Origin of the sequence: Bacillus sp. MM2020_4 (genome assembly GCF_011250555.1) — a bacterium.
GTDB lineage: Bacteria > Bacillota > Bacilli > Bacillales > Cytobacillaceae > Neobacillus.
On record NZ_JAANMZ010000044.1, the window covers coordinates 18,239 to 36,591 of the forward strand.

The following is an 18,353-nucleotide window of genomic DNA, read 5'->3' on the forward strand; positions in this document are numbered from 1 at the left end:
AGATTCTGAGAAATAAAGGGTAGGTGACAACGTGGGGAAAATCCTTTCAATCGCGAACCAAAAAGGTGGAGTCGGTAAAACGACGACCTCTGTCAACCTAGGCGCCTGCTTAGCATACATAGGGAAACGGGTTCTATTAGTAGACATCGACCCGCAGGGAAATGCAACAAGCGGGGTCGGAATTGAAAAGGCAGAAGTGGAACAATGTATCTATGATGTGTTAGTAGATGATGTCGAGGCCAAAGATGTCATTAAAGCGACATCTGTAAAAAATTTGTACGCACTCCCTGCTACGATTCAATTAGCAGGAGCTGAAATTGAACTGGTACCTACTATATCCAGAGAGGTCCGCTTAAAACGTGCTCTCGGAGAAGTAAAAGATCAGTTTGATTATATCATTATTGATTGTCCGCCATCATTAGGGCTACTAACGCTAAATGCCTTAACAGCTTCTGATGCGGTATTAATCCCTGTCCAATGTGAGTATTATGCGTTGGAAGGCTTGAGCCAATTATTAAATACGGTTAGACTCGTCCAGAAGCATCTTAACCAGGATTTAAAAATTGAAGGCGTGTTATTAACAATGCTTGACGCGAGAACAAATCTTGGCATTCAAGTCATTGAAGAAGTAAAGAAATACTTTCAAGATAAAGTCTATAAAACCATTATTCCTAGAAATGTGCGTCTAAGTGAGGCTCCAAGCCATGGGGAACCCATCATCACCTATGATTCGAAATCCCGCGGTGCTGAGGTGTATTTAGATTTAGCAAAGGAAGTGGTCTCGAATGGCTAAAGGTTTAGGAAAAGGCCTGAATGCATTTTTTAGTGATGTCAGTAAAGAGGAGACAGTTCAAGAGATTAAGCTGAAAGAACTGCGTCCAAACCCGTATCAGCCACGGAAAACCTTCCAACAAGAGACAATCGATGAATTAAAGGCTTCAATTATTGAGCATGGAATCTTACAGCCAATCGTTGTTCGAAAAAGTATTAAAGGATATGAAATTGTGGTGGGCGAACGCCGCTTCCGAGCCGCCAAGGAGGCCAAGCTTGAAACCGTTCCGGCGGTTGTCCGTGATCTTTCCGAACAGCAAATGATGGAATTAGCTGTATTGGAAAATCTCCAAAGGGAAGATTTAAATCCAATTGAAGAGGGAATTGCCTATCAAACCTTAATGGAGAAATTAAAGTTGACACAGGAAGAGGTTGCGAAGCGTTTAGGCAAAAGCCGTCCGCATGTAGCAAACCACATTCGTCTGCTTTCCCTCCCTCCAAAAATTCAGGAATTGATATCAACCGGGAACATTTCAATGGGTCATGGACGTGCCTTATTAGGCCTTAGACAAAAGGCAAAGCTGCCTGTTTTAGTAGAAAAGGTCATTCAGGAAGGGTTGAATGTCCGGCAATTAGAAAAGTTAATCCAGCAACTAAATGAAAATGTTTCACGTGAAACAAAAAAGCCTGAAAAGAAAAAAGATGTGTTTTTACAGGAGCGGGAGCATTCCCTTCGTGAGCGGTTTGGAACGAAGGTCCATATTAAACAAAATAAAAATAAAGGGAAAATTGAAATTGAATTTTTCTCGCAGGATGATTTGGAACGAATCTTAGAATTACTTGATCAGGAAGAATCCTTATAAGCCATCTATGATGGTTATTTTTTTTACGCTCCAGGCCATACGGCGCTGATCAAAGCGTGTGCGCTTTTCTTTCCATTCAGTCTTTTCAATACAATGAAAACATGATAGTTTAGTACTATTACAATTTCGAGAGGCGAAGAATAGGTGAAATTACGATGTTTTTAATAGGAACACTTGTAAATGGGCTATTGATTATTATTGGCACACTAATTGGAAAACTTTTGAACCGTATTCCTGAAAGTATGAAAGTGACGGTTATGTTTGCGATTGGATTATCTGTGATGGTTTTAGGCCTGCAGATGGGATTAAAGAGTGAAAACTTCCTGATTGTTATTATTAGTCTTGTCGTCGGTGCGGTGGTTGGAGAACTGTTAAAACTAGAGGATAAATTAAATGACCTCGGTGGCTGGTTGGAGCTTAAAGTTGGCTCAAACGGCAAAGGCAGTATCTCGGAAGGTTTCGTGACGGCTACCTTAATCTTTGTGATTGGGGCAATGGCGATCATTGGAGCCCTCGACAGTGGCATTCGCGGTGATCATGATGTCCTCTATACAAAATCATTGATCGATGGCTTTACGGCATTAATTTTAACCACAACATTGGGCATTGGTGTCATCTTTTCTGCTATTCCTGTTGTTCTTTATGAAGGGTTAATTGCCTTGTTTGCCACTCAGATTGATCGTTTTGTTCCTCAAGCACTAATGGATCAGTTTATTGTCGAAATGACCGCAACCGGCGGTATTATGATTTTTGCGATTGGCTTGAACCTCACGGGAATGGTAAAAATTAAAGTGGCAAACCTGCTTCCAGGCATTGTTGTAACGGGAATCATTGTAACAGTTCTATATTTTTTACAATAATTGAAATTAACAAAGGAGGAATAGTCGAAGTCTATTGCTCCTTTTAGTTTGTCTTCTCTTCTTCCAGCCAATTTAATTCTTTCCATTCATGCTTAGAGTACAAAAGACTTGCTTTGTAAATGCCGCCCGCAATCGTTTTCGCCATTTTCATAACTAAATTTAATCGAGTGTTTTGTAACACGAAGAATTCCATAAACCCGCTGACATTTACTATGCCAGTGATATGTATGTCACCAACCTCTGGCAGATCTTTGTTCACCCCTGCACCCGGTTTAACAGGTCCATTCCCGATTTGAATCACACCGACATTTTTGATTCTCCCCAAACAAGCATCAATCCCAATCATATAGGGATTAACATGTTTCGTCTGGATTTCTTTTAGTTTTTCAGCCAGATTAACGGCATGTATAGGCTCGTCTAAGGTCCCGTAGACGTAAAAGGATTGGAGGTCCTTCTCCTCAAGGAGTGTGCCTACCAGTGGCCCTAATGAATCGCCTGTGGAGCGGTCTGTCCCAATGCAGATGAATACGATGGGGCGTCTTGTCATATTAGGAATATTCAGGAGTAACTCTTCAGCAAGCTTTTCAGCAGCGTGAAAATCATCATGAATGATTGGTACCTTCCCCATCCTGTCAAAAAGGCTTGTTTTGAGATTCATTACGTCCACTCCCTAAAATTAATACGATAATCAGTTTTACAATCTAGCTGCAGCGCCTAGGGGCTCGAGGTCATAAGCCAATCCGGCAAGAAGGTTAAATGCAACCTTCTTACCGGCTCGTCTTATGCTTGTCGCCCCTGGGCAAGGCGCTTCCGCTTTTTAAACATTATACGGAAAATTCAGGAAATCTATACATGGAGAGGATAGAAAAACAAAAATTCATAATGCTATTATCTGCAAAGAAAAATTGTTAAAATAGATTCAATGTAAATGGGGTTAAGGAAGGTGTTAAAATGAGTCTCACATCAAAGGGAATTCAAAATGAGGTTACGAAACTTCAAAATGAAGATACATGGTTGAACCTTGGCGAAAATGTGCTGAAAATTATTGCCATTTTAGTTGTTGCTAATATTATTATCCGTATTGGTAAAGTAGCCATTCACAACGTTTTTAAGATAAGAAATTTGTCACCGCTTAATACATCGGACCGCCGCGAGGATACACTTTCTAGACTACTCGACAGTGTTCTTACATATGTGGTCTATTTTATCGCGATTATGATGGTTCTTTCAGTCTTAGGAATTGATGTAAAGGCACTCATTGCTGGTGCTGGAGTTGTGGGGTTAGCAGTAGGTTTTGGAGCACAAAGCTTAGTAAAAGACGTTATTTCTGGTTTCTTCATCATCTTTGAAGACCAATTTTCAGTAGGTGACCACGTTCGCATAGGATTATTTGAAGGAAACGTCGAAACAATAGGGTTAAGAACGACAAAACTCAAAAGCTGGACAGGTGAGGTTCATATTTTACCAAATGGCAGCATCACGCAGGTCACCAATTTTTCATTAAATAATAGTCTCGCGATTATTGATATTGCCATTTCCTATGGTGAAGATATTGAACGAGCGGAAAAGGTGATTGCAGATGCCTTGGAAAAAATGCCAAGCCAATATGAAGAATTAACGAAAGCACCTGAATTGTTAGGGATTCAAACAATGGGTCCTAACGAGATTGTTTTACGGGTAATCGCGGAAACATTACCGATGAAACAGTCAGGAGTGACGCGGGGAATTCGTAAGGATATAAAACTTATTTTAGACGAAAATGGGATAAAAGCTCCAAATCTTAACTTTATGATGTACCAAAATGGATCTGGTCAATCTAAATAGAAATGGGGGGAAAGTGATGGAGGAAAAGGAATTTGCTCTAAATGATGTAGTTGAAATGAAGAAACAGCATCCATGCGGAACCAATCGCTGGAAAATCATTCGCTTGGGTATGGATATTCGGATTAAGTGTGAGGGCTGCGGGCATAGCGTTCTGATCCCAAGAAGAGAGTTTTCACGAAAAATGAAGAAGGTTTTGGTAAAGCATGAAGAATAAATTCATGCTTTTTAGCTAGGTAGTTATCAAAGTTAGAACAGTAGATAGAGAATCGTGATTTTGGGGGTGGAGATTTTGTCACAAATACAAAAAGCGGCGTGTCCATTGAATTGCTGGGATAGCTGCGGTTTCAATGTAACGATTGATCAAGATAGGGTTGTGAAGGTAGAGGGTGACCCGGAACATCCGATTACCCAGGGGAAAATTTGTGGTCGTGGACGAATGCTGGAAAAAAGGGCAAACTCTTCACAGCGCTTATTGCACCCTCTAAAAAAGGTAAATGGGATATTTGAAAAAGTCTCGTGGGAGCAGGCCTTGGATGAAATAGCTGCCAAATTAGTATCCATAAAAGAAAACTACGAGACAACGGCTGTTCTCCACAGTCATGATTATGCCAATAACGGGATCTTAAAAAACCTAGACCAGCGCTTTTTTAATTGTTTTGGCGGGGTAACGGAGCTTTACGGCTCACTTTGTTGGGGTTCTGGAATTGAGGCACAGAAATGGGATTTCGGAAATGCCTGGAGTCATGAACCAAATGATATTTTTAACAGTAAAAACATTATTATTTGGGGAAGAAATGTCGCCCGGACCAATATGCATTTTTACGAAAAATTACTTGAGGCAAAGAAGCTAGGAGCAAGAATAATTGTCATTGATCCACTTTTTAATGCTACGGCAAAGATTGCCGATGAATATATCACGATTAAGCCGGGGATGGACGGGGTATTAGCTGCGGGAATTATTAAGGAAATGCTTCGCTTAGGGCTAGAGGATCGCCATTTTATTGAGAAATCTACACATGGATTTGCTGACCTCGTGAAACTTATCGACGGGGTTTCCTTAGAAAAGGTCAGTGAAATGACGGAGGTCCCCTGTGAGGCAATGACCACTTTGGCACAAGTATACGCTGATAAACCAACTGCCACTTTTATGGGGTTAGGAATGCAGCGATACCAAAATGGCGGAAATACCATTCGCTTGATTGACGCCCTTGTCGCGGTCAGTGGGAATATCGGTATAGCTGGCGGCGGCGCCAATTACGCCAATCTCCAAGTGGGGCAAAGCTTTGCGTTTGATGAATTAACACTAACAAATCGCAGGAAACACCATCGGCAATTTTCAATCATGAAACAGGCAGAAGAAGTGCTAAAGGCAACAGACCCGGAAATAAAGATGATTATCGTAACTTGTGGCAACCCGCTGACACAGGTGCCTGACACCAATACGGTTGAACAAGCCTTCTCCTCTATTCCGACACTTGTCGTGATTGATCAATACCTCACGGATACGGCCATACTTGCTGATTATGTATTACCGACGACGACGGCCTTTGAGGAGGAAGATCTTTATTATTCCTCTATGTATCATCATTATGTGAACTATGGTCCAAAGCTCGTCACCGCCCCTGGTGAGGCACATCCGGATTTATGGATCTGGACACAATTAGCCCGGAGGCTGGGCTTCGGTGAGGATTTTGCTTTTACAAGGGAAGAGTTTCTTGAAATGACGCTTAAACCTTTAAAGGAAAAAGGCATTACCCTTGAAAAGTTAAAGTCAAATCATACCCTGGAACTTCCAGTTGGAAAACTTCCATGGCATGACCATAAATTTCAGACGCCAAGCGGGAAGTTTGAATTTACTGCCCAACAAAAAGGTCAACACGGCCTGTTAACATTAGCGGTTCCGGGTGAATCAAAGTGGAAAAGCCCTGAACTGGCAAAAAAATATCCATACCACCTGCTAACGATTCATCCAATGCGTTCCAATCACTCGCAGAACTATCATGTATGGTCTTCAAGGCCAAAGGTGAAGGTGGAGATTGCTCCAAATATTGCTGAAAGTTTGAGACTGGCAAATGGTGATTTCGTCAAGGTATGGAATGACCGTGGTGAGGTAAAAGGCTTTATTTCCATTCTGGCTAAAGCCCACCCGGACACGATTAATATCGATGAGGGGATTTGGCAGGAGTTTGGCGGATCTGTCAATCAGCTGACCTCAAGCCGGGAATCTGATAATGGTCTTGGAAGTACGCTATATGATTGTCTGGTTACTCTTGAAAAAATCAACCAACTGGAGCCTTAAGACATCGAGAATCTTCTAGCTCCAGCGCTCTTACGCTTTTCTTTGCTACAGTTGTTTTTTTATCGATAGTCTCCTATAATTGTGGGAGGCTTTTTAATTACTTTTGAACGTATTTTTTAAAATAGATGTATTTTCATTGAGGAGTGAACGTGAATGGCTTTAACAGCTGGTATTGTAGGGTTGCCGAACGTTGGTAAGTCTACTCTTTTTAATGCAATAACACAGGCAGGAGCGGAATCAGCAAATTACCCCTTTTGTACGATTGACCCGAATGTCGGGATTGTCGAGGTTCCTGACCATCGTTTGCAGAAATTAACTGAATTAGTTCAACCAAAGAAAACCGTACCAACAGCCTTTGAATTTACCGATATTGCTGGGATTGTTAAAGGGGCTAGTAAAGGAGAAGGACTCGGTAACAAGTTCTTGTCGCATATCCGCCAAGTAGATGCTATTTGCCAGGTAGTACGCTGCTTTGCCGATGAAAATATCACCCATGTCTCTGGGAAGGTAGATCCGATTGATGATATTGAGACCATCAACCTCGAATTGATATTAGCGGATATGGAATCAGTCGAAAAAAGAATTAGCCGCGTTGAAAAGTTGGCCAAGCAAAAGGATAAGGATGCTGCCGCTGAATTTGAAGTTTTAGCGATGCTGCGTGATGCCTTTGAAGCAGAAAAGCCAGCACGTACGGTTGATTTCACCGAAGAGCAAATGAAATTGGTGAAGGGCCTACATCTTTTAACCATTAAGCCTGTCCTATATGTGGCAAACGTAAGTGAAGATGAAGTGGCTAATCCAGCAGATAATGAATATGTGCAAAAGGTGCGCGAATTTGCAAAGGCTGATAATGCCGAAGTAATCATCATTTGTGCAAAAATTGAAGAGGAAATCGCTGAGCTTGAAGGGGAAGAAAAGCAAATGTTCCTTGAAGAGCTTGGAATTGAAGAATCCGGACTTGACCAATTAATCCGTGCTGCTTATCATTTGCTCGGGTTAGCTACTTACTTTACGGCAGGTGTACAGGAAGTTCGTGCTTGGACATTCAGAAAGGGCATGAAAGCCCCGCAATGTGCCGGTGTCATCCACTCCGATTTCGAACGCGGCTTCATTCGCGCTGAAACAGTCTCATATGATGATCTTCTCGCAGCTGGCAGCCATAATGCGGCGAAAGAAGCAGGAAAAGTGCGTTTAGAAGGCAAAGAGTATGAAGTAAAAGACGGCGATGTCATCCATTTCCGTTTTAACGTGTAATCTTTTTTAGAGGCTGACTATAGTGTCAGCTTCTTTGTTTTTGGATAAAAGTGACATAATTATGAAGTACATTGCTTTTCCACAAAAGCTGTGCTATAATTTCAACTTGTGAGTAATGAATAATTGCTCCTTGCCCATTCGGGCCGTTAGACCAAAAGGAGGTGACTGTGATGAAAAAGTACGAAATCATGTACATCATCCGCCCAAATATTGAAGATGAAGCGAAAAAGGCTCTTGTTGAGCGTTTTAACACTATTCTTCTTGATAACGGAGCGGAAACTGCTGAAACAAAGGATTGGGGTAAGCGCCGTCTAGCATACGAAATCAACGATTTCCGCGACGGATACTACGAAATCGCTAAAACTACATCTTCAGCTGCTGCAGTACAAGAATTTTCTCGTCTTGCAAAGATCAGCGAAGATATCATTCGCCATATCGTCATTAAAGAAGAAGAATAAAAATTAGCATAAATATATTTGGTAAAAAATGTTTCATGTGAAACAATTACCAAAAAAAGGAGTTGATTCTGATGATTAATCGTGTTGTGCTTGTTGGCCGTTTAACAAAAGACCCTGAATTAAAATACACACCGAATGGCATTGCTGTTGCTACCTTTACTCTTGCAGTAAATCGTCAATTTTCAAATCAGCAAGGTGAGCGTGAAGCGGACTTTCTTAACATCGTTGTTTGGCGTAAGGCTGCTGAGAATGTTGCGAACTTCCTGAAAAAGGGTAGTTTAGCTGGTGTAGACGGCAGAATTCAAGTTCGTACTTACGAGCAAGATGGAAAACGTCAGTATTTTACTGAGATTGTAGCAGATAGTGTTCAATTTCTTGAACCGAAGGGCTCTTCGGGCGGCGGCGGAAGAAGCAACGATTTTTACGGTGCTCCTCCAATGGAACCGCAAGGTAATCCATATGGCAGCGGCAATCAGAATCAACGACAAAATCAGAACCAAAATCAAAATAAAGGTTTTAATATGGATAATGATCCATTTGCCGGAAATGGTCAAATCGACATCTCTGATGATGATCTGCCGTTCTAAGCAAAACCTTGAACGTGATGAAATAATAAAATAAAGGAGGGAATTTTCATGGCAGGAGGACGTAAAGGCGGTCGCGCAAAGCGTCGTAAAGTGTGCTATTTCACAGCAAATGGTATCACTCGCATCGATTACAAAGATGTAGATTTACTTAAAAAATTCATCTCTGAGCGTGGAAAGATTTTACCACGTCGTGTAACTGGTACAAGTGCTAAATACCAACGCAAACTAACAGTTGCTATCAAACGTGCACGTCAAATGGCATTACTACCATTTGTTGCGGGTGAATAAAGCTGGATAATAATAAGCATTAAGGCAGTAAGGGACGCCCTTACTGCTTTTTTATATTTAAAAAGTTGAATCATGGCTCCTATCTGCTAAAATAGGGAGATAGGCTTATGAATTTAGAGGTGTTTAAGTGAAAAATGTACGTAAACTAACAGAGGGCGCCATCCTTTTGGCGGCATTTACCGTTCTTTTATTAGTAACAATCTATGTCCCCATTATAGGGACTTTTCTAAACTTTGTCTTACCACTGCCGTTTATCATGTTTTCAGCCAAAAATAATATGAAGTATATTACGGCATTCTTTGTGGCGGCTGCATTTATTTCCTTTATTGCCGGCTCTGTTATGGGACTAGCCTTTATGCTAATGTACGGTGCGGTAGGAACTGTTATTGGTTACATGCTCCAAAAGAATAAGAGTCGTACAGCGATATTAATTGCAAGCACACTCACATTAATTGTCGGATTGATTCTGTTTTATGCCGGTAGTGTGGTATTTTTTCATCTCGATTTCATTCATGAATTCACGCTGGCATTAAAAGAATCGGCCAAAATGTCAGAGGATATGCTTAAGGCAATGGGGCAAGGAGAACAAATAAAGCTTCTGAATGAACAAAACGCTAATATGATCAAGATGCTGAAAACACTCGCACCTAGTCTGTTAATCATGGTTTCCGTTATCACTGTTTTTGTGATTCAGTGGGTTTGTTTTCCTATTGCTAAAAGATTTGGTATAGCGGTTCAGCCGTGGGGGAGTTTTAGAAACATTTCCCTGCCAAAAAGCTTGTTATGGTACTATCTAATAGCCTTGGGGGGGCTGCTGTTGCTCCATCCTCATGAAGGAACCTATTTATACTCCGTCTTAATAAATGCACGATACATATTAGATTATTTTATCCTTTTCCAGGGACTTGCCTTTGTTTTCTTTATTTTCCACCAGCGCTCTGTCGCTAAAGGACTTGGTGTACTTGTTGTAATTCTTACTTTCGTCCTACCAATTGTTCATTATATAATATTGTTACTAGGCATTACCGATTTAGGTTTTGATTTTAGAAAGCGATTTGAAAAAAAAGAGTAAGTCTAGCGTCAAGGAGCTGAGAACTTTGCCTGCATTTTTAAAAAAGCGGTCCATTCGTTACCCTTTTTACGGACTAATTGGCGTTATAGTCATCCTGCTCATTGTCCTGTTACTTTATAATTGGATCTTAAGTGTGGCTGGGCTGCTTTTAATGTTGATCCCCATTTACTATATGTTTGTCATTGACCATCGCGAGCGGGCAGAAATGGAAGAGTATATTTCCACCCTGTCATACCGAGTAAAAAAGGTCGGCGAAGAAGCATTGATGGAAATGCCAATTGGGATTATGCTCATCAATGAGGAATATTTTATTGAATGGTCAAACCCTTTTCTATCCTCCTATTTTGATGAGGATACATTAATTGGCAAATCGCTTTATGATATCGCTGATACGCTGATCCCATTAATTAAGCAGGAAGTGGAGACAGAAATTATTACCCTTCATGACCGAAAGTTTCGTGTCATTCATAAACGAGAAGAGCGGCTATTATACTTTTTTGATGTGACGGAACAAAAGGAAATTGAGAAGAAGTACCAGGATGACCGGACGGCAATAGCGACCATCTTTTTAGACAATTATGATGACCTGACTCAAGGTATGGATGATCAGATGCGCGGCAGTATCAATAATTTGGTCACCTCTATTTTGAATAAATGGGCCACTGATAATGGCATCTTTCTAAAGCGAGTATCATCCGAACGATTTATCGCTGTTTTTAGTGAAAGAATTCTTCGCATCCTTGAAAAAGAAAAATTTACGATTTTGGATGAGGTACGGGAATTGACTTCAAAGCAAAATGTTTCATTTACCTTAAGTATTGGGGTTGGTACGGGCGTGTCCTCGCTGCCTGAATTGGGTGTTTTAGCACAATCAAGCCTGGATCTAGCGTTAGGTCGTGGCGGCGATCAGGTAGCGATTAAACTTCCAAATGGGAAAGTGAAATTTTTTGGTGGAAAGACAAATCCAGTTGAAAAGCGGACGCGGGTACGGGCACGTGTGATCTCTCATGCTTTGAGAGATTTAATTATCGCCAGTGATAAAGTCATTATCATGGGACATAAAAACCCCGATATGGATTCAATTGGTTCAAGTATTGGAATCTACAAAGTTGCCCAAATGAATCAAAAAGAAGCGTATATCGTGGTCAATATGCAGGAAATTGATAATGGCGTAAAACGGCTTATGGATGAACTCCGACAGCAAGAACAATTATTTTCTCATTTCGTTGGTCCTGAGCAGGCACTCGAAATGGCCACTGACAAAACCTTGCTTGTTGTGGTCGATACCCATAAACCTTCAATGGTTATGGAGGAACGTTTATTAAATAGGATTGATCAAGTCGTCGTGATTGACCACCATCGCCGCGGTGAGGATTTTATCGAGAGTCCCTTGCTTGTTTACATGGAGCCTTATGCCTCTTCTACTGCGGAGCTTGTAACGGAATTTTTGGAATATCAGCCGAAACGCGGTAAAATTGAGATGATTGAGGCAACAGCCCTGCTCGCAGGTATTATCGTTGATACAAAAAGCTTTACGTTAAGAACGGGCTCACGGACCTTTGATGCTGCCTCCTACCTTCGGGCTCACGGTGCTGATACAATTCTCGTCCAGAAGTTTTTAAAAGAAGACATTGATACATATATAAAAAGATCAAAGTTAATTGAATCAGTCTCTTTCTATCGTGATGGGATTGCGATTGCAAAAGGAACGGAACAGGAACTTCATGATCAAGTGATTATTGCTCAGGCTGCCGATACATTGTTAACAATGGACGGGGTGTTAGCCTCTTTTGTCATTGCCAAACGGGGTGAGGCGGTTATTGGGATCAGTGCAAGGTCACTAGGTAATGTCAATGTACAGGTCATTATGGAAAGTTTGAAAGGCGGCGGCCATTTAACAAATGCAGCCACACAGCTGACCGGATTATCGATTGAAGAAACAGAGGCACAATTATTGCTGGCAATTGATGACTATTTTGAAGGAGTGAAAAAGGAATGAAGGTTATTTTTCTAAAGGATGTTAAAGGTAAGGGTAAAAAAGGGGAAGTAAAAAATGTTGCGGATGGCTATGCACATAACTTTTTAATTAAACAAGGGTTAGCGGTAGAAGCAAATAATGCCAGCATTAGTTCATTAGACGCCCAAAAGAAGAAGGAAGAAAAAATGGCTGCTGAAGAACTGGCAGAGGCCAAAAAGTTGAAAGAAGTGTTGGATCAAATTACGGTTGAACTAACAGCTAAGGCTGGTGAAGGCGGTCGTCTTTTTGGTTCAATTACAACGAAGCAAGTGGCTGAAGAGCTCCAAAAGAAACATGGTATTAAAATTGATAAACGGAAAATGGAGTTAACGGATGCCATTCGTACTCTTGGTCACACAAAGGTGCCAGTAAAACTCCATCATGAAGTGACAGCGACATTAACGGTATCTGTGACAGAACTAAAGTAATATGTAAATAAATTTCCAGTGCGAAGTTTTGATTAAACATGGTAGAATATAAAAAGTAAGTAATGGGACGTGATCGGTTATGACTGGTCACTTTTTTTCTTTATAAATTTTTTAAGAGAAAAGGAAGTATAGGTTTTTGACTTTGAGAATGCTCTAACTCTAGGCACTTTACGCCTTTAAATAAATCCTCTTGAATGGAGGCTTTTGATAGATGAATGATGTATATGCAGATCGTATGCTGCCACAAAATATTGAAGCGGAACAGGCTGTATTAGGAGCTATTTTTCTAGAGCCTTCTGCTCTTACCTTGGCTTCAGAAATCTTAATTCCTGAAGATTTTTATCGTGCTTCCCACCAAAAGATCTTTAATGTGATGCTCCATCTAAATGATCAAGGCCAAGCGGTTGACCTTGTAACGGTAACGGAGGAGCTCGCAGCAGCTAAACTGATAGAGGATATTGGCGGTGTCAGCTATTTAAGTGACTTGGCAGGCTCTGTTCCGACTGCTGCTAATATTGAGTATTATGCTAGAATTGTAGAAGAAAAGTCGCTGCTTAGACGATTAATCCGCACGGCAACCACGATTGCCTCTGATGGCTATTCGCGAGAAGATGAAGTTGAAGCCCTGTTAAGTGAGGCGGAAAAAAGTATTTTAGAGGTGGCGCAGCGAAAGAACGCTGGTGCCTTCCACAACATAAAAGATGTGCTTGTTCGCACGTATGATAATATTGAGGAGATGCATAACCGCGTTGGTGAGATTACTGGTCTTGAGACAGGGTTTGCGGAGCTTGACCGGATGACTGCTGGCTTCCAGCGGAACGATTTAATTATTGTTGGTGCTCGTCCTTCCGTTGGTAAAACAGCCTTTGCTTTAAATATTGCGCAAAATGTTGCCAAAAAAACGGGTGAAAATATTGCCATCTTTAGCCTTGAGATGGGTGCCGAGCAGCTCGTTATGCGTCTTCTCTGTGCGGAAGGGAATATTGATGCCCAAAGGCTTCGTACGGGGTCGCTGACAGAAGATGACTGGGGTAAGCTGACAATGGCAATGGGGAGCTTGTCAAATACGGGAATCTATATTGATGATACCCCCGGCGTGCGTGTTGGTGATATTCGCTCTAAATGCCGCCGCTTAAAGCAAGAGCACGGCTTAGGGATGATTTTAATTGACTATTTACAGCTTATTTTAGGAAACGGCCGTTCTGGCGAAAATCGTCAGCAGGAGGTATCGGAAATATCCCGTTCCCTTAAGCAATTAGCTCGTGAGCTGCAAGTGCCAGTTATTGCCCTTTCACAGCTTTCCCGTGGTGTCGAGCAGCGTCAGGATAAACGGCCCATGATGTCTGATATTCGTGAGTCAGGTTCGATCGAGCAGGATGCCGATATCGTTGCCTTCCTCTACCGTGACGATTATTATGATAAAGAGTCAGAGTCTAAGAACATCATTGAAATCATTATTGCCAAACAGCGTAATGGCCCTACAGGTACTGTTTCGTTGGCTTTTGTGAAAGAATACAATAAATTTGTTAATATAGAAACACGTTATGATTCTCCGCCTGGTGCGTAGTGAGTCGGTTCATTCTTGGACCGGCTCTTTTTTATTGTCCAGCTCCAGCGCCTAACCCCTCGAGGTCATAAGCCACTTCTGAATTGAAGGCAAAGAACGCCTTCTATTCAGAAGTGTCTTATGCTATGCCTGAGGCTGATCAAGGCGCTTGCGCTTTTCTTATTCTGATAGATTACTATTTTCACGAACGTATTTCATATTTTTATATAAAATGTTCGTGTTTTGTTTGATTTTTAGTTGTAGAATTGATAAACTATGATGGTGTGATAATAAATTATTTACTGGAACAAAAATTTTGGAGGTGCCTTTCATGTCATCAGTAGTGGTTGTTGGGACGCAATGGGGAGACGAGGGAAAAGGGAAAATTACAGACTTCCTTTCAGAAAATGCAGAGGTCATTGCCCGTTATCAAGGCGGCAACAATGCAGGCCATACAATTAAGTTCAATGGGGAAACCTACAAATTGCACTTAATTCCTTCAGGGATTTTTAATAAAGAAAAAATAAGTGTCATTGGCAACGGAATGGTTGTGGATCCCAAAGCGCTTGTAACAGAGCTCGCTTATTTACATGAAAAGGGAATTACTACTGAAAATCTCCGTATTAGTAATCGTGCCCATGTGATCCTTCCCTATCATTTAAAATTGGATGAAGTAGAAGAAGCACGAAAAGGTGCCAATAAGATTGGGACAACAAAAAAAGGAATCGGACCTGCCTATATGGATAAGGCAGCTCGAGTGGGTATTCGAATTGCCGATTTACTCGACCGTGAAATATTTGAGGAGAAATTAATTCAGAACCTTGAAGAAAAGAATCGCTTATTTGAGCGGATTTATGAGACAGAGGGCTTTAAGAAAGAAGATATTCTTGATGAATATTATGAATATGGCCAACAGGTTAAAAAGTATGTTTGCGATACATCTGTTGTATTAAATGATGCCTTGGATGATGGTAAACGTGTATTATTTGAAGGGGCTCAAGGGGTTATGCTTGATATTGACCAGGGTACCTACCCATTTGTAACCTCATCAAACCCAGTAGCCGGAGGAGTAACCATCGGTTCAGGTGTCGGTCCATCGAAAATCACTCATGTTGTCGGTGTTTGTAAAGCATACACTTCTCGTGTTGGTGATGGTCCGTTCCCAACGGAGTTGAATAATGAAACTGGCAATCACATCCGTGAAGTGGGACGCGAATATGGGACTACAACTGGACGCCCACGCCGTGTCGGTTGGTTTGATAGTGTTGTTGTGCGTCATGCCCGCCGTGTCAGTGGTTTAACCGACTTATCCCTTAATTCCATCGATGTGTTAACAGGGATTGAGACACTTAAGATTTGTACAGCTTATCGTTATAAGGATGAAGTGATTACTGAATACCCTGCAAACTTAAGGGTGTTATCTCAATGTGAACCGATTTATGAAGAACTTCCAGGCTGGACAGAGGATATTACGGGAGTTAGAACGTTAGATGAATTACCTGTAAATGCCCGTCACTATGTAGAACGTGTCACACAGCTGACAGGTATTCCATTGTCGACCTTCTCTGTAGGTCCTGACCGGACACAAACAAATGTCGTCCGCAGCCCTTGGAGGCAGATCTAATAACAATGAATGGGGCCCTCTTTTTGGAGGGCTTCAAACCTTTATAAAAAGTTTTTTAAAAAAGTATTGCATTAATAATAACATCCATGATATTATAAAAAGCGTCGTCACGATACGGCAATAAGTACGAGCCATTAGCTCAGTTGGTAGAGCATCTGACTTTTAATCAGAGGGTCGAAGGTTCGAGTCCTTCATGGCTCATCAAAGTTTTTTGCCAAAGCAAAATAACTTTCATATGATGGCCCCTTGGTCAAGCGGTTAAGACACCTCCCTTTCACGGAGGTAACACGGGTTCGAGTCCCGTAGGGGTCATTTGGTCTGGTAGTTCAGTTGGTTAGAATGCCTGCCTGTCACGCAGGAGGTCGCGGGTTCGAGTCCCGTCCAGACCGCCATTTAAAATGGCTCAGTAGCTCAGTCGGTAGAGCAAAGGACTGAAAATCCTTGTGTCGGCGGTTCGATTCCGTCCTGAGCCATTCAAAAAAAGAAGTCTGCACAAGCAGACTTCTTTTTTTTACCCTCATTGTTGTTACCCTTGTAATAGGATTGTAATAATTACTCCTATTTTTTACAAAATTCTCCTTTTGTTTGTCCGATTTTGTCGTATGTATGTCTATTACTCTAGAACTATATCAAACCTTGATATAATAGGCTTTATCCCCCATCTTTTCAAAAAAATCCATTTGGAAAACACGAAGAATTGACTAGCATATTTCAATAAAATGTAGGAAAATGTCAGCTATTATACATTTTTGTTACATTATAAAGACTCCGAATTTTTTTAAATCAAACTATGTTAAAGTAAAGGAGGCTAAAATTCTGGAAAACGCTTTACAAGATTAAAAGTCTAGTAGATAAGGGTTTTACCGTGGTTTAGGAGGAAAAAATGTTATTTTCAAATAAAAAATCAAAAGGGTTTTTATTCTTAAAGACAACTGTTGTTACCGCCGTGGCTGCTTCTGTCATTGCCTTTAGTAACGGACCGGTTGCATTTGCGACATCATCAAAAATGACCACCATTTATCATGTGTATGTGAATGGTACCTATATAGGCAATGTTACTGATAAAGAAGTAGTAAATAAACTCATCGCTGAGAAGGTCGACTCCGCCAAGTTATCTCTAAAGGATGTAAATTTCAACATTGGTTCACAGGTTCAATACATACCAGAACAGGTTTTCCAAGCTGCAACGACAAATCAAGAGACAGTCCAAACGATTAAAAATACGTTTGAACTTCAGGCAGAAGCTTCCGCAATCGTGATCGATGGCACGCCTGCTGTTTACTTGGATAGTAAAGAGACAGCTGAAGAAGTGATGAAAAAGCTGAAGCTGCAATATGTGACTGAGGATCAATTAGCTGAACTAGAGACAAGAAAAGCGCAAGAAACTACTACCTTACCTGCATTACAAGAAAATCAATCTCGACTATTAGACGTTCGTTTATCAAAAAATGTTTCAATTGAAGCGAAAAATATTGCTCCAGAAAAAATATTGTCTGCAGATGATGCAGTTGCCTTTTTACAAAAGGGCACCTTGGAAGAAAAGAAGTATGCGGTTCAAGAAGGCGATGTCCTCGGAACAATTGCTGAAAAGCATGGGTTGGCGAAAGCGGACCTTATGGCTTTAAACCCTGGTTTAACAGAGGACTCTCTTTTACAAATTGGGCAGGACTTGAATGTCACAGCACTTAAACCATTTGTAGAAGTAGTGGTTGATAAGGAAGTAAACCAAAAGGAAGAAATGCCGTTTGCGAATGAAGTGGTTGAGGACGCTTCGATGCCAAAGGGTGATACAAAGGAGAAACAAGCAGGTCAAAATGGTTCTCGTTCGGTTACGTATGCGATCTCTGAACAAAATGGGGTAACGATTAAAAAAGAGCAAACAAATGAACAGATTCTATCGCAACCTATCAACCATATTGTGGTAAAGGGAACAAAGGTCATTCCTTCCCGCGGTGAAGGCAGCTTTGCCTGGCCGACCGTTGGCGGTTATGTGTCCAGTCAAATGGGCCATCGCTGGGGCAGAATGCACAAAGGAATTGATATTGCCAGACCGGGCAACTTAACGATTAAGGCAGCTGATAACGGTGTAGTTGTTTCTGCGGGGTTCACTAGCGATGGCTATGGTAATAAGGTGATCATCGACCATCAAAATGGGATGCGTACACTCTACGGCCACATGTCATCAGTGAATGTTAGAGTGGGGCAAACGGTGGCTAAAGGTACAGCGATAGGTGTCATGGGTGCAACCGGTGATGCAACAGGTGTACATCTCCATTTCGAAGTGTACAAAAATGGCAGCTTAGTTAACCCACTTTCTGTTTTACATTAATAGTGAAAAAGGTCTCTAGCAGATGCTGGAGGCTTTTTACTTTAAATAAATAAAAAATACAGTATTTCCCATGCCAATTGTGTTAAATGATAGTAATGGATGAATTTAAGAGAATAAAATGGTAAAGTAAACT

Annotated in this window: 17 protein-coding genes and 4 tRNA genes; 20 read left to right on the forward strand and 1 reads right to left on the reverse strand. The window is 41.2% G+C overall.

Annotation, left to right across the window (positions count from 1 at the left end):
* Positions 1 to 31: 31 nt before the first annotated feature.
* The 3 genes from G6554_RS20470 to G6554_RS20480 all read left to right on the forward strand — a co-directional run bounded on the left by G6554_RS20470 (position 32) and on the right by G6554_RS20480 (position 2,494).
* Positions 32 to 793 (forward strand): ParA family protein, encoded by a 762-nt coding sequence (locus tag G6554_RS20470; RefSeq protein ID WP_166245272.1) that lies wholly within the window; start codon positions 32 to 34, stop codon positions 791 to 793.
* Complete coding sequence (locus G6554_RS20475) at positions 786 to 1,634, forward strand: ParB/RepB/Spo0J family partition protein (protein ID WP_166245274.1); 849 nt, start codon at positions 786 to 788, stop codon at positions 1,632 to 1,634. The genes G6554_RS20470 and G6554_RS20475 overlap by 8 nt, the downstream gene beginning before the upstream one ends.
* Before the next feature lie 155 nt (positions 1,635 to 1,789).
* Positions 1,790 to 2,494 carry a DUF554 domain-containing protein gene (locus tag G6554_RS20480; protein WP_166245276.1) on the forward strand — a complete coding sequence of 235 codons (705 nt, stop codon included), beginning with the start codon at positions 1,790 to 1,792 and terminating at the stop codon, positions 2,492 to 2,494.
* A gap of 43 nt (positions 2,495 to 2,537) precedes the next feature.
* Here G6554_RS20480 and yyaC read toward each other — a convergent pair whose 3' ends face one another.
* Positions 2,538 to 3,152 carry a spore protease YyaC gene (gene yyaC, locus G6554_RS20485; RefSeq protein WP_166245278.1) on the reverse strand — a complete coding sequence of 205 codons (615 nt, stop codon included), beginning with the start codon at positions 3,150 to 3,152 and terminating at the stop codon, positions 2,538 to 2,540.
* A gap of 293 nt (positions 3,153 to 3,445) precedes the next feature.
* Here yyaC and G6554_RS20490 point away from each other — a divergent pair, with 293 nt between their 5' ends.
* The 17 genes from G6554_RS20490 (at position 3,446) to G6554_RS20570 (ending at position 18,220) form a co-directional block, all read left to right on the forward strand.
* On the forward strand, positions 3,446 to 4,318 hold the full coding sequence (locus tag G6554_RS20490) for a mechanosensitive ion channel family protein (RefSeq protein WP_166245280.1): 873 nt from the start codon (positions 3,446 to 3,448) through the stop codon (positions 4,316 to 4,318).
* Between the two features lie 16 nt (positions 4,319 to 4,334).
* Entirely contained in the window at positions 4,335 to 4,532 is a 198-nt protein-coding gene (locus G6554_RS20495; protein ID WP_166245282.1) for a DUF951 domain-containing protein, read from the forward strand.
* A 75-nt stretch (positions 4,533 to 4,607) separates the two neighbouring features.
* Positions 4,608 to 6,617, forward strand: a complete 2,010-nt coding sequence (locus G6554_RS20500) for a molybdopterin-dependent oxidoreductase (RefSeq protein WP_166245284.1) — start codon at positions 4,608 to 4,610, stop codon at positions 6,615 to 6,617.
* Between the two features lie 153 nt (positions 6,618 to 6,770).
* Positions 6,771 to 7,871, forward strand: a complete 1,101-nt coding sequence (ychF, locus tag G6554_RS20505; RefSeq protein WP_166245286.1) for a redox-regulated ATPase YchF — start codon at positions 6,771 to 6,773, stop codon at positions 7,869 to 7,871.
* Between the two features lie 170 nt (positions 7,872 to 8,041).
* Complete coding sequence (gene rpsF / locus G6554_RS20510; protein WP_007088221.1) at positions 8,042 to 8,329, forward strand: 30S ribosomal protein S6; 288 nt, start codon at positions 8,042 to 8,044, stop codon at positions 8,327 to 8,329.
* 71 nt (positions 8,330 to 8,400) lie between these two features.
* A complete protein-coding gene (gene ssb / locus G6554_RS20515; protein ID WP_166245288.1) occupies positions 8,401 to 8,916 on the forward strand; it encodes a single-stranded DNA-binding protein in 516 nt (171 codons plus the stop codon).
* 48 nt (positions 8,917 to 8,964) lie between these two features.
* Complete coding sequence (gene rpsR / locus G6554_RS20520; protein WP_007088219.1) at positions 8,965 to 9,204, forward strand: 30S ribosomal protein S18; 240 nt, start codon at positions 8,965 to 8,967, stop codon at positions 9,202 to 9,204.
* Positions 9,205 to 9,331: 127 nt separating this feature from the next.
* Entirely contained in the window at positions 9,332 to 10,276 is a 945-nt protein-coding gene (locus tag G6554_RS20525; RefSeq protein ID WP_166245290.1) for a DUF2232 domain-containing protein, read from the forward strand.
* A 25-nt stretch (positions 10,277 to 10,301) separates the two neighbouring features.
* A complete protein-coding gene (locus G6554_RS20530; protein ID WP_166245292.1) occupies positions 10,302 to 12,275 on the forward strand; it encodes a DHH family phosphoesterase in 1,974 nt (657 codons plus the stop codon).
* Positions 12,272 to 12,721, forward strand: a complete 450-nt coding sequence (rplI, locus tag G6554_RS20535; protein ID WP_166245294.1) for a 50S ribosomal protein L9 — start codon at positions 12,272 to 12,274, stop codon at positions 12,719 to 12,721. The genes G6554_RS20530 and rplI overlap by 4 nt, the downstream gene beginning before the upstream one ends.
* A 211-nt stretch (positions 12,722 to 12,932) precedes the next feature.
* Positions 12,933 to 14,288 carry a replicative DNA helicase gene (gene dnaB, locus G6554_RS20540; RefSeq protein WP_166245297.1) on the forward strand — a complete coding sequence of 452 codons (1,356 nt, stop codon included), beginning with the start codon at positions 12,933 to 12,935 and terminating at the stop codon, positions 14,286 to 14,288.
* A 310-nt stretch (positions 14,289 to 14,598) separates the two neighbouring features.
* Complete coding sequence (locus G6554_RS20545; protein ID WP_166245299.1) at positions 14,599 to 15,891, forward strand: adenylosuccinate synthase; 1,293 nt, start codon at positions 14,599 to 14,601, stop codon at positions 15,889 to 15,891.
* A gap of 128 nt (positions 15,892 to 16,019) precedes the next feature.
* Positions 16,020 to 16,092, forward strand: a tRNA-Lys gene (locus tag G6554_RS20550).
* A 39-nt stretch (positions 16,093 to 16,131) separates the two neighbouring features.
* Positions 16,132 to 16,203 (forward strand) — tRNA-Glu (locus tag G6554_RS20555).
* Positions 16,204 to 16,206: 3 nt separating this feature from the next.
* Positions 16,207 to 16,283, forward strand: a tRNA-Asp gene (locus G6554_RS20560).
* 8 nt (positions 16,284 to 16,291) lie between these two features.
* Positions 16,292 to 16,364 (forward strand) — tRNA-Phe (locus G6554_RS20565).
* A 410-nt stretch (positions 16,365 to 16,774) separates the two neighbouring features.
* Entirely contained in the window at positions 16,775 to 18,220 is a 1,446-nt protein-coding gene (locus tag G6554_RS20570) for a M23 family metallopeptidase (RefSeq protein ID WP_166245301.1), read from the forward strand.
* Positions 18,221 to 18,353 lie beyond the last annotated feature (133 nt).

Excerpts from the sequence above, each read along its gene's own strand:
- G6554_RS20475 (WP_166245274.1), top strand. The coding sequence starts at position 786 with ATGGCTAAAGGTTTAGGAAAAGGCCTGAATGCATTTTTTAGTGATGTC.
- G6554_RS20480 (WP_166245276.1), top strand. The coding sequence starts at position 1,790 with ATGTTTTTAATAGGAACACTTGTAAATGGGCTATTGATTATTATTGGC.
- yyaC (WP_166245278.1), bottom strand. The coding sequence starts at position 3,152 with ATGAATCTCAAAACAAGCCTTTTTGACAGGATGGGGAAGGTACCAATC.
- G6554_RS20490 (WP_166245280.1), top strand. The coding sequence starts at position 3,446 with ATGAGTCTCACATCAAAGGGAATTCAAAATGAGGTTACGAAACTTCAA.
- G6554_RS20495 (WP_166245282.1), top strand. The coding sequence starts at position 4,335 with ATGGAGGAAAAGGAATTTGCTCTAAATGATGTAGTTGAAATGAAGAAA.
- ychF (WP_166245286.1), top strand. The coding sequence starts at position 6,771 with ATGGCTTTAACAGCTGGTATTGTAGGGTTGCCGAACGTTGGTAAGTCT.
- rpsF (WP_007088221.1), top strand. The coding sequence starts at position 8,042 with ATGAAAAAGTACGAAATCATGTACATCATCCGCCCAAATATTGAAGAT.
- ssb (WP_166245288.1), top strand. The coding sequence starts at position 8,401 with ATGATTAATCGTGTTGTGCTTGTTGGCCGTTTAACAAAAGACCCTGAA.
- rpsR (WP_007088219.1), top strand. The coding sequence starts at position 8,965 with ATGGCAGGAGGACGTAAAGGCGGTCGCGCAAAGCGTCGTAAAGTGTGC.
- rplI (WP_166245294.1), top strand. The coding sequence starts at position 12,272 with ATGAAGGTTATTTTTCTAAAGGATGTTAAAGGTAAGGGTAAAAAAGGG.
- dnaB (WP_166245297.1), top strand. The coding sequence starts at position 12,933 with ATGAATGATGTATATGCAGATCGTATGCTGCCACAAAATATTGAAGCG.
- G6554_RS20545 (WP_166245299.1), top strand. The coding sequence starts at position 14,599 with ATGTCATCAGTAGTGGTTGTTGGGACGCAATGGGGAGACGAGGGAAAA.
- G6554_RS20570 (WP_166245301.1), top strand. The coding sequence starts at position 16,775 with ATGTTATTTTCAAATAAAAAATCAAAAGGGTTTTTATTCTTAAAGACA.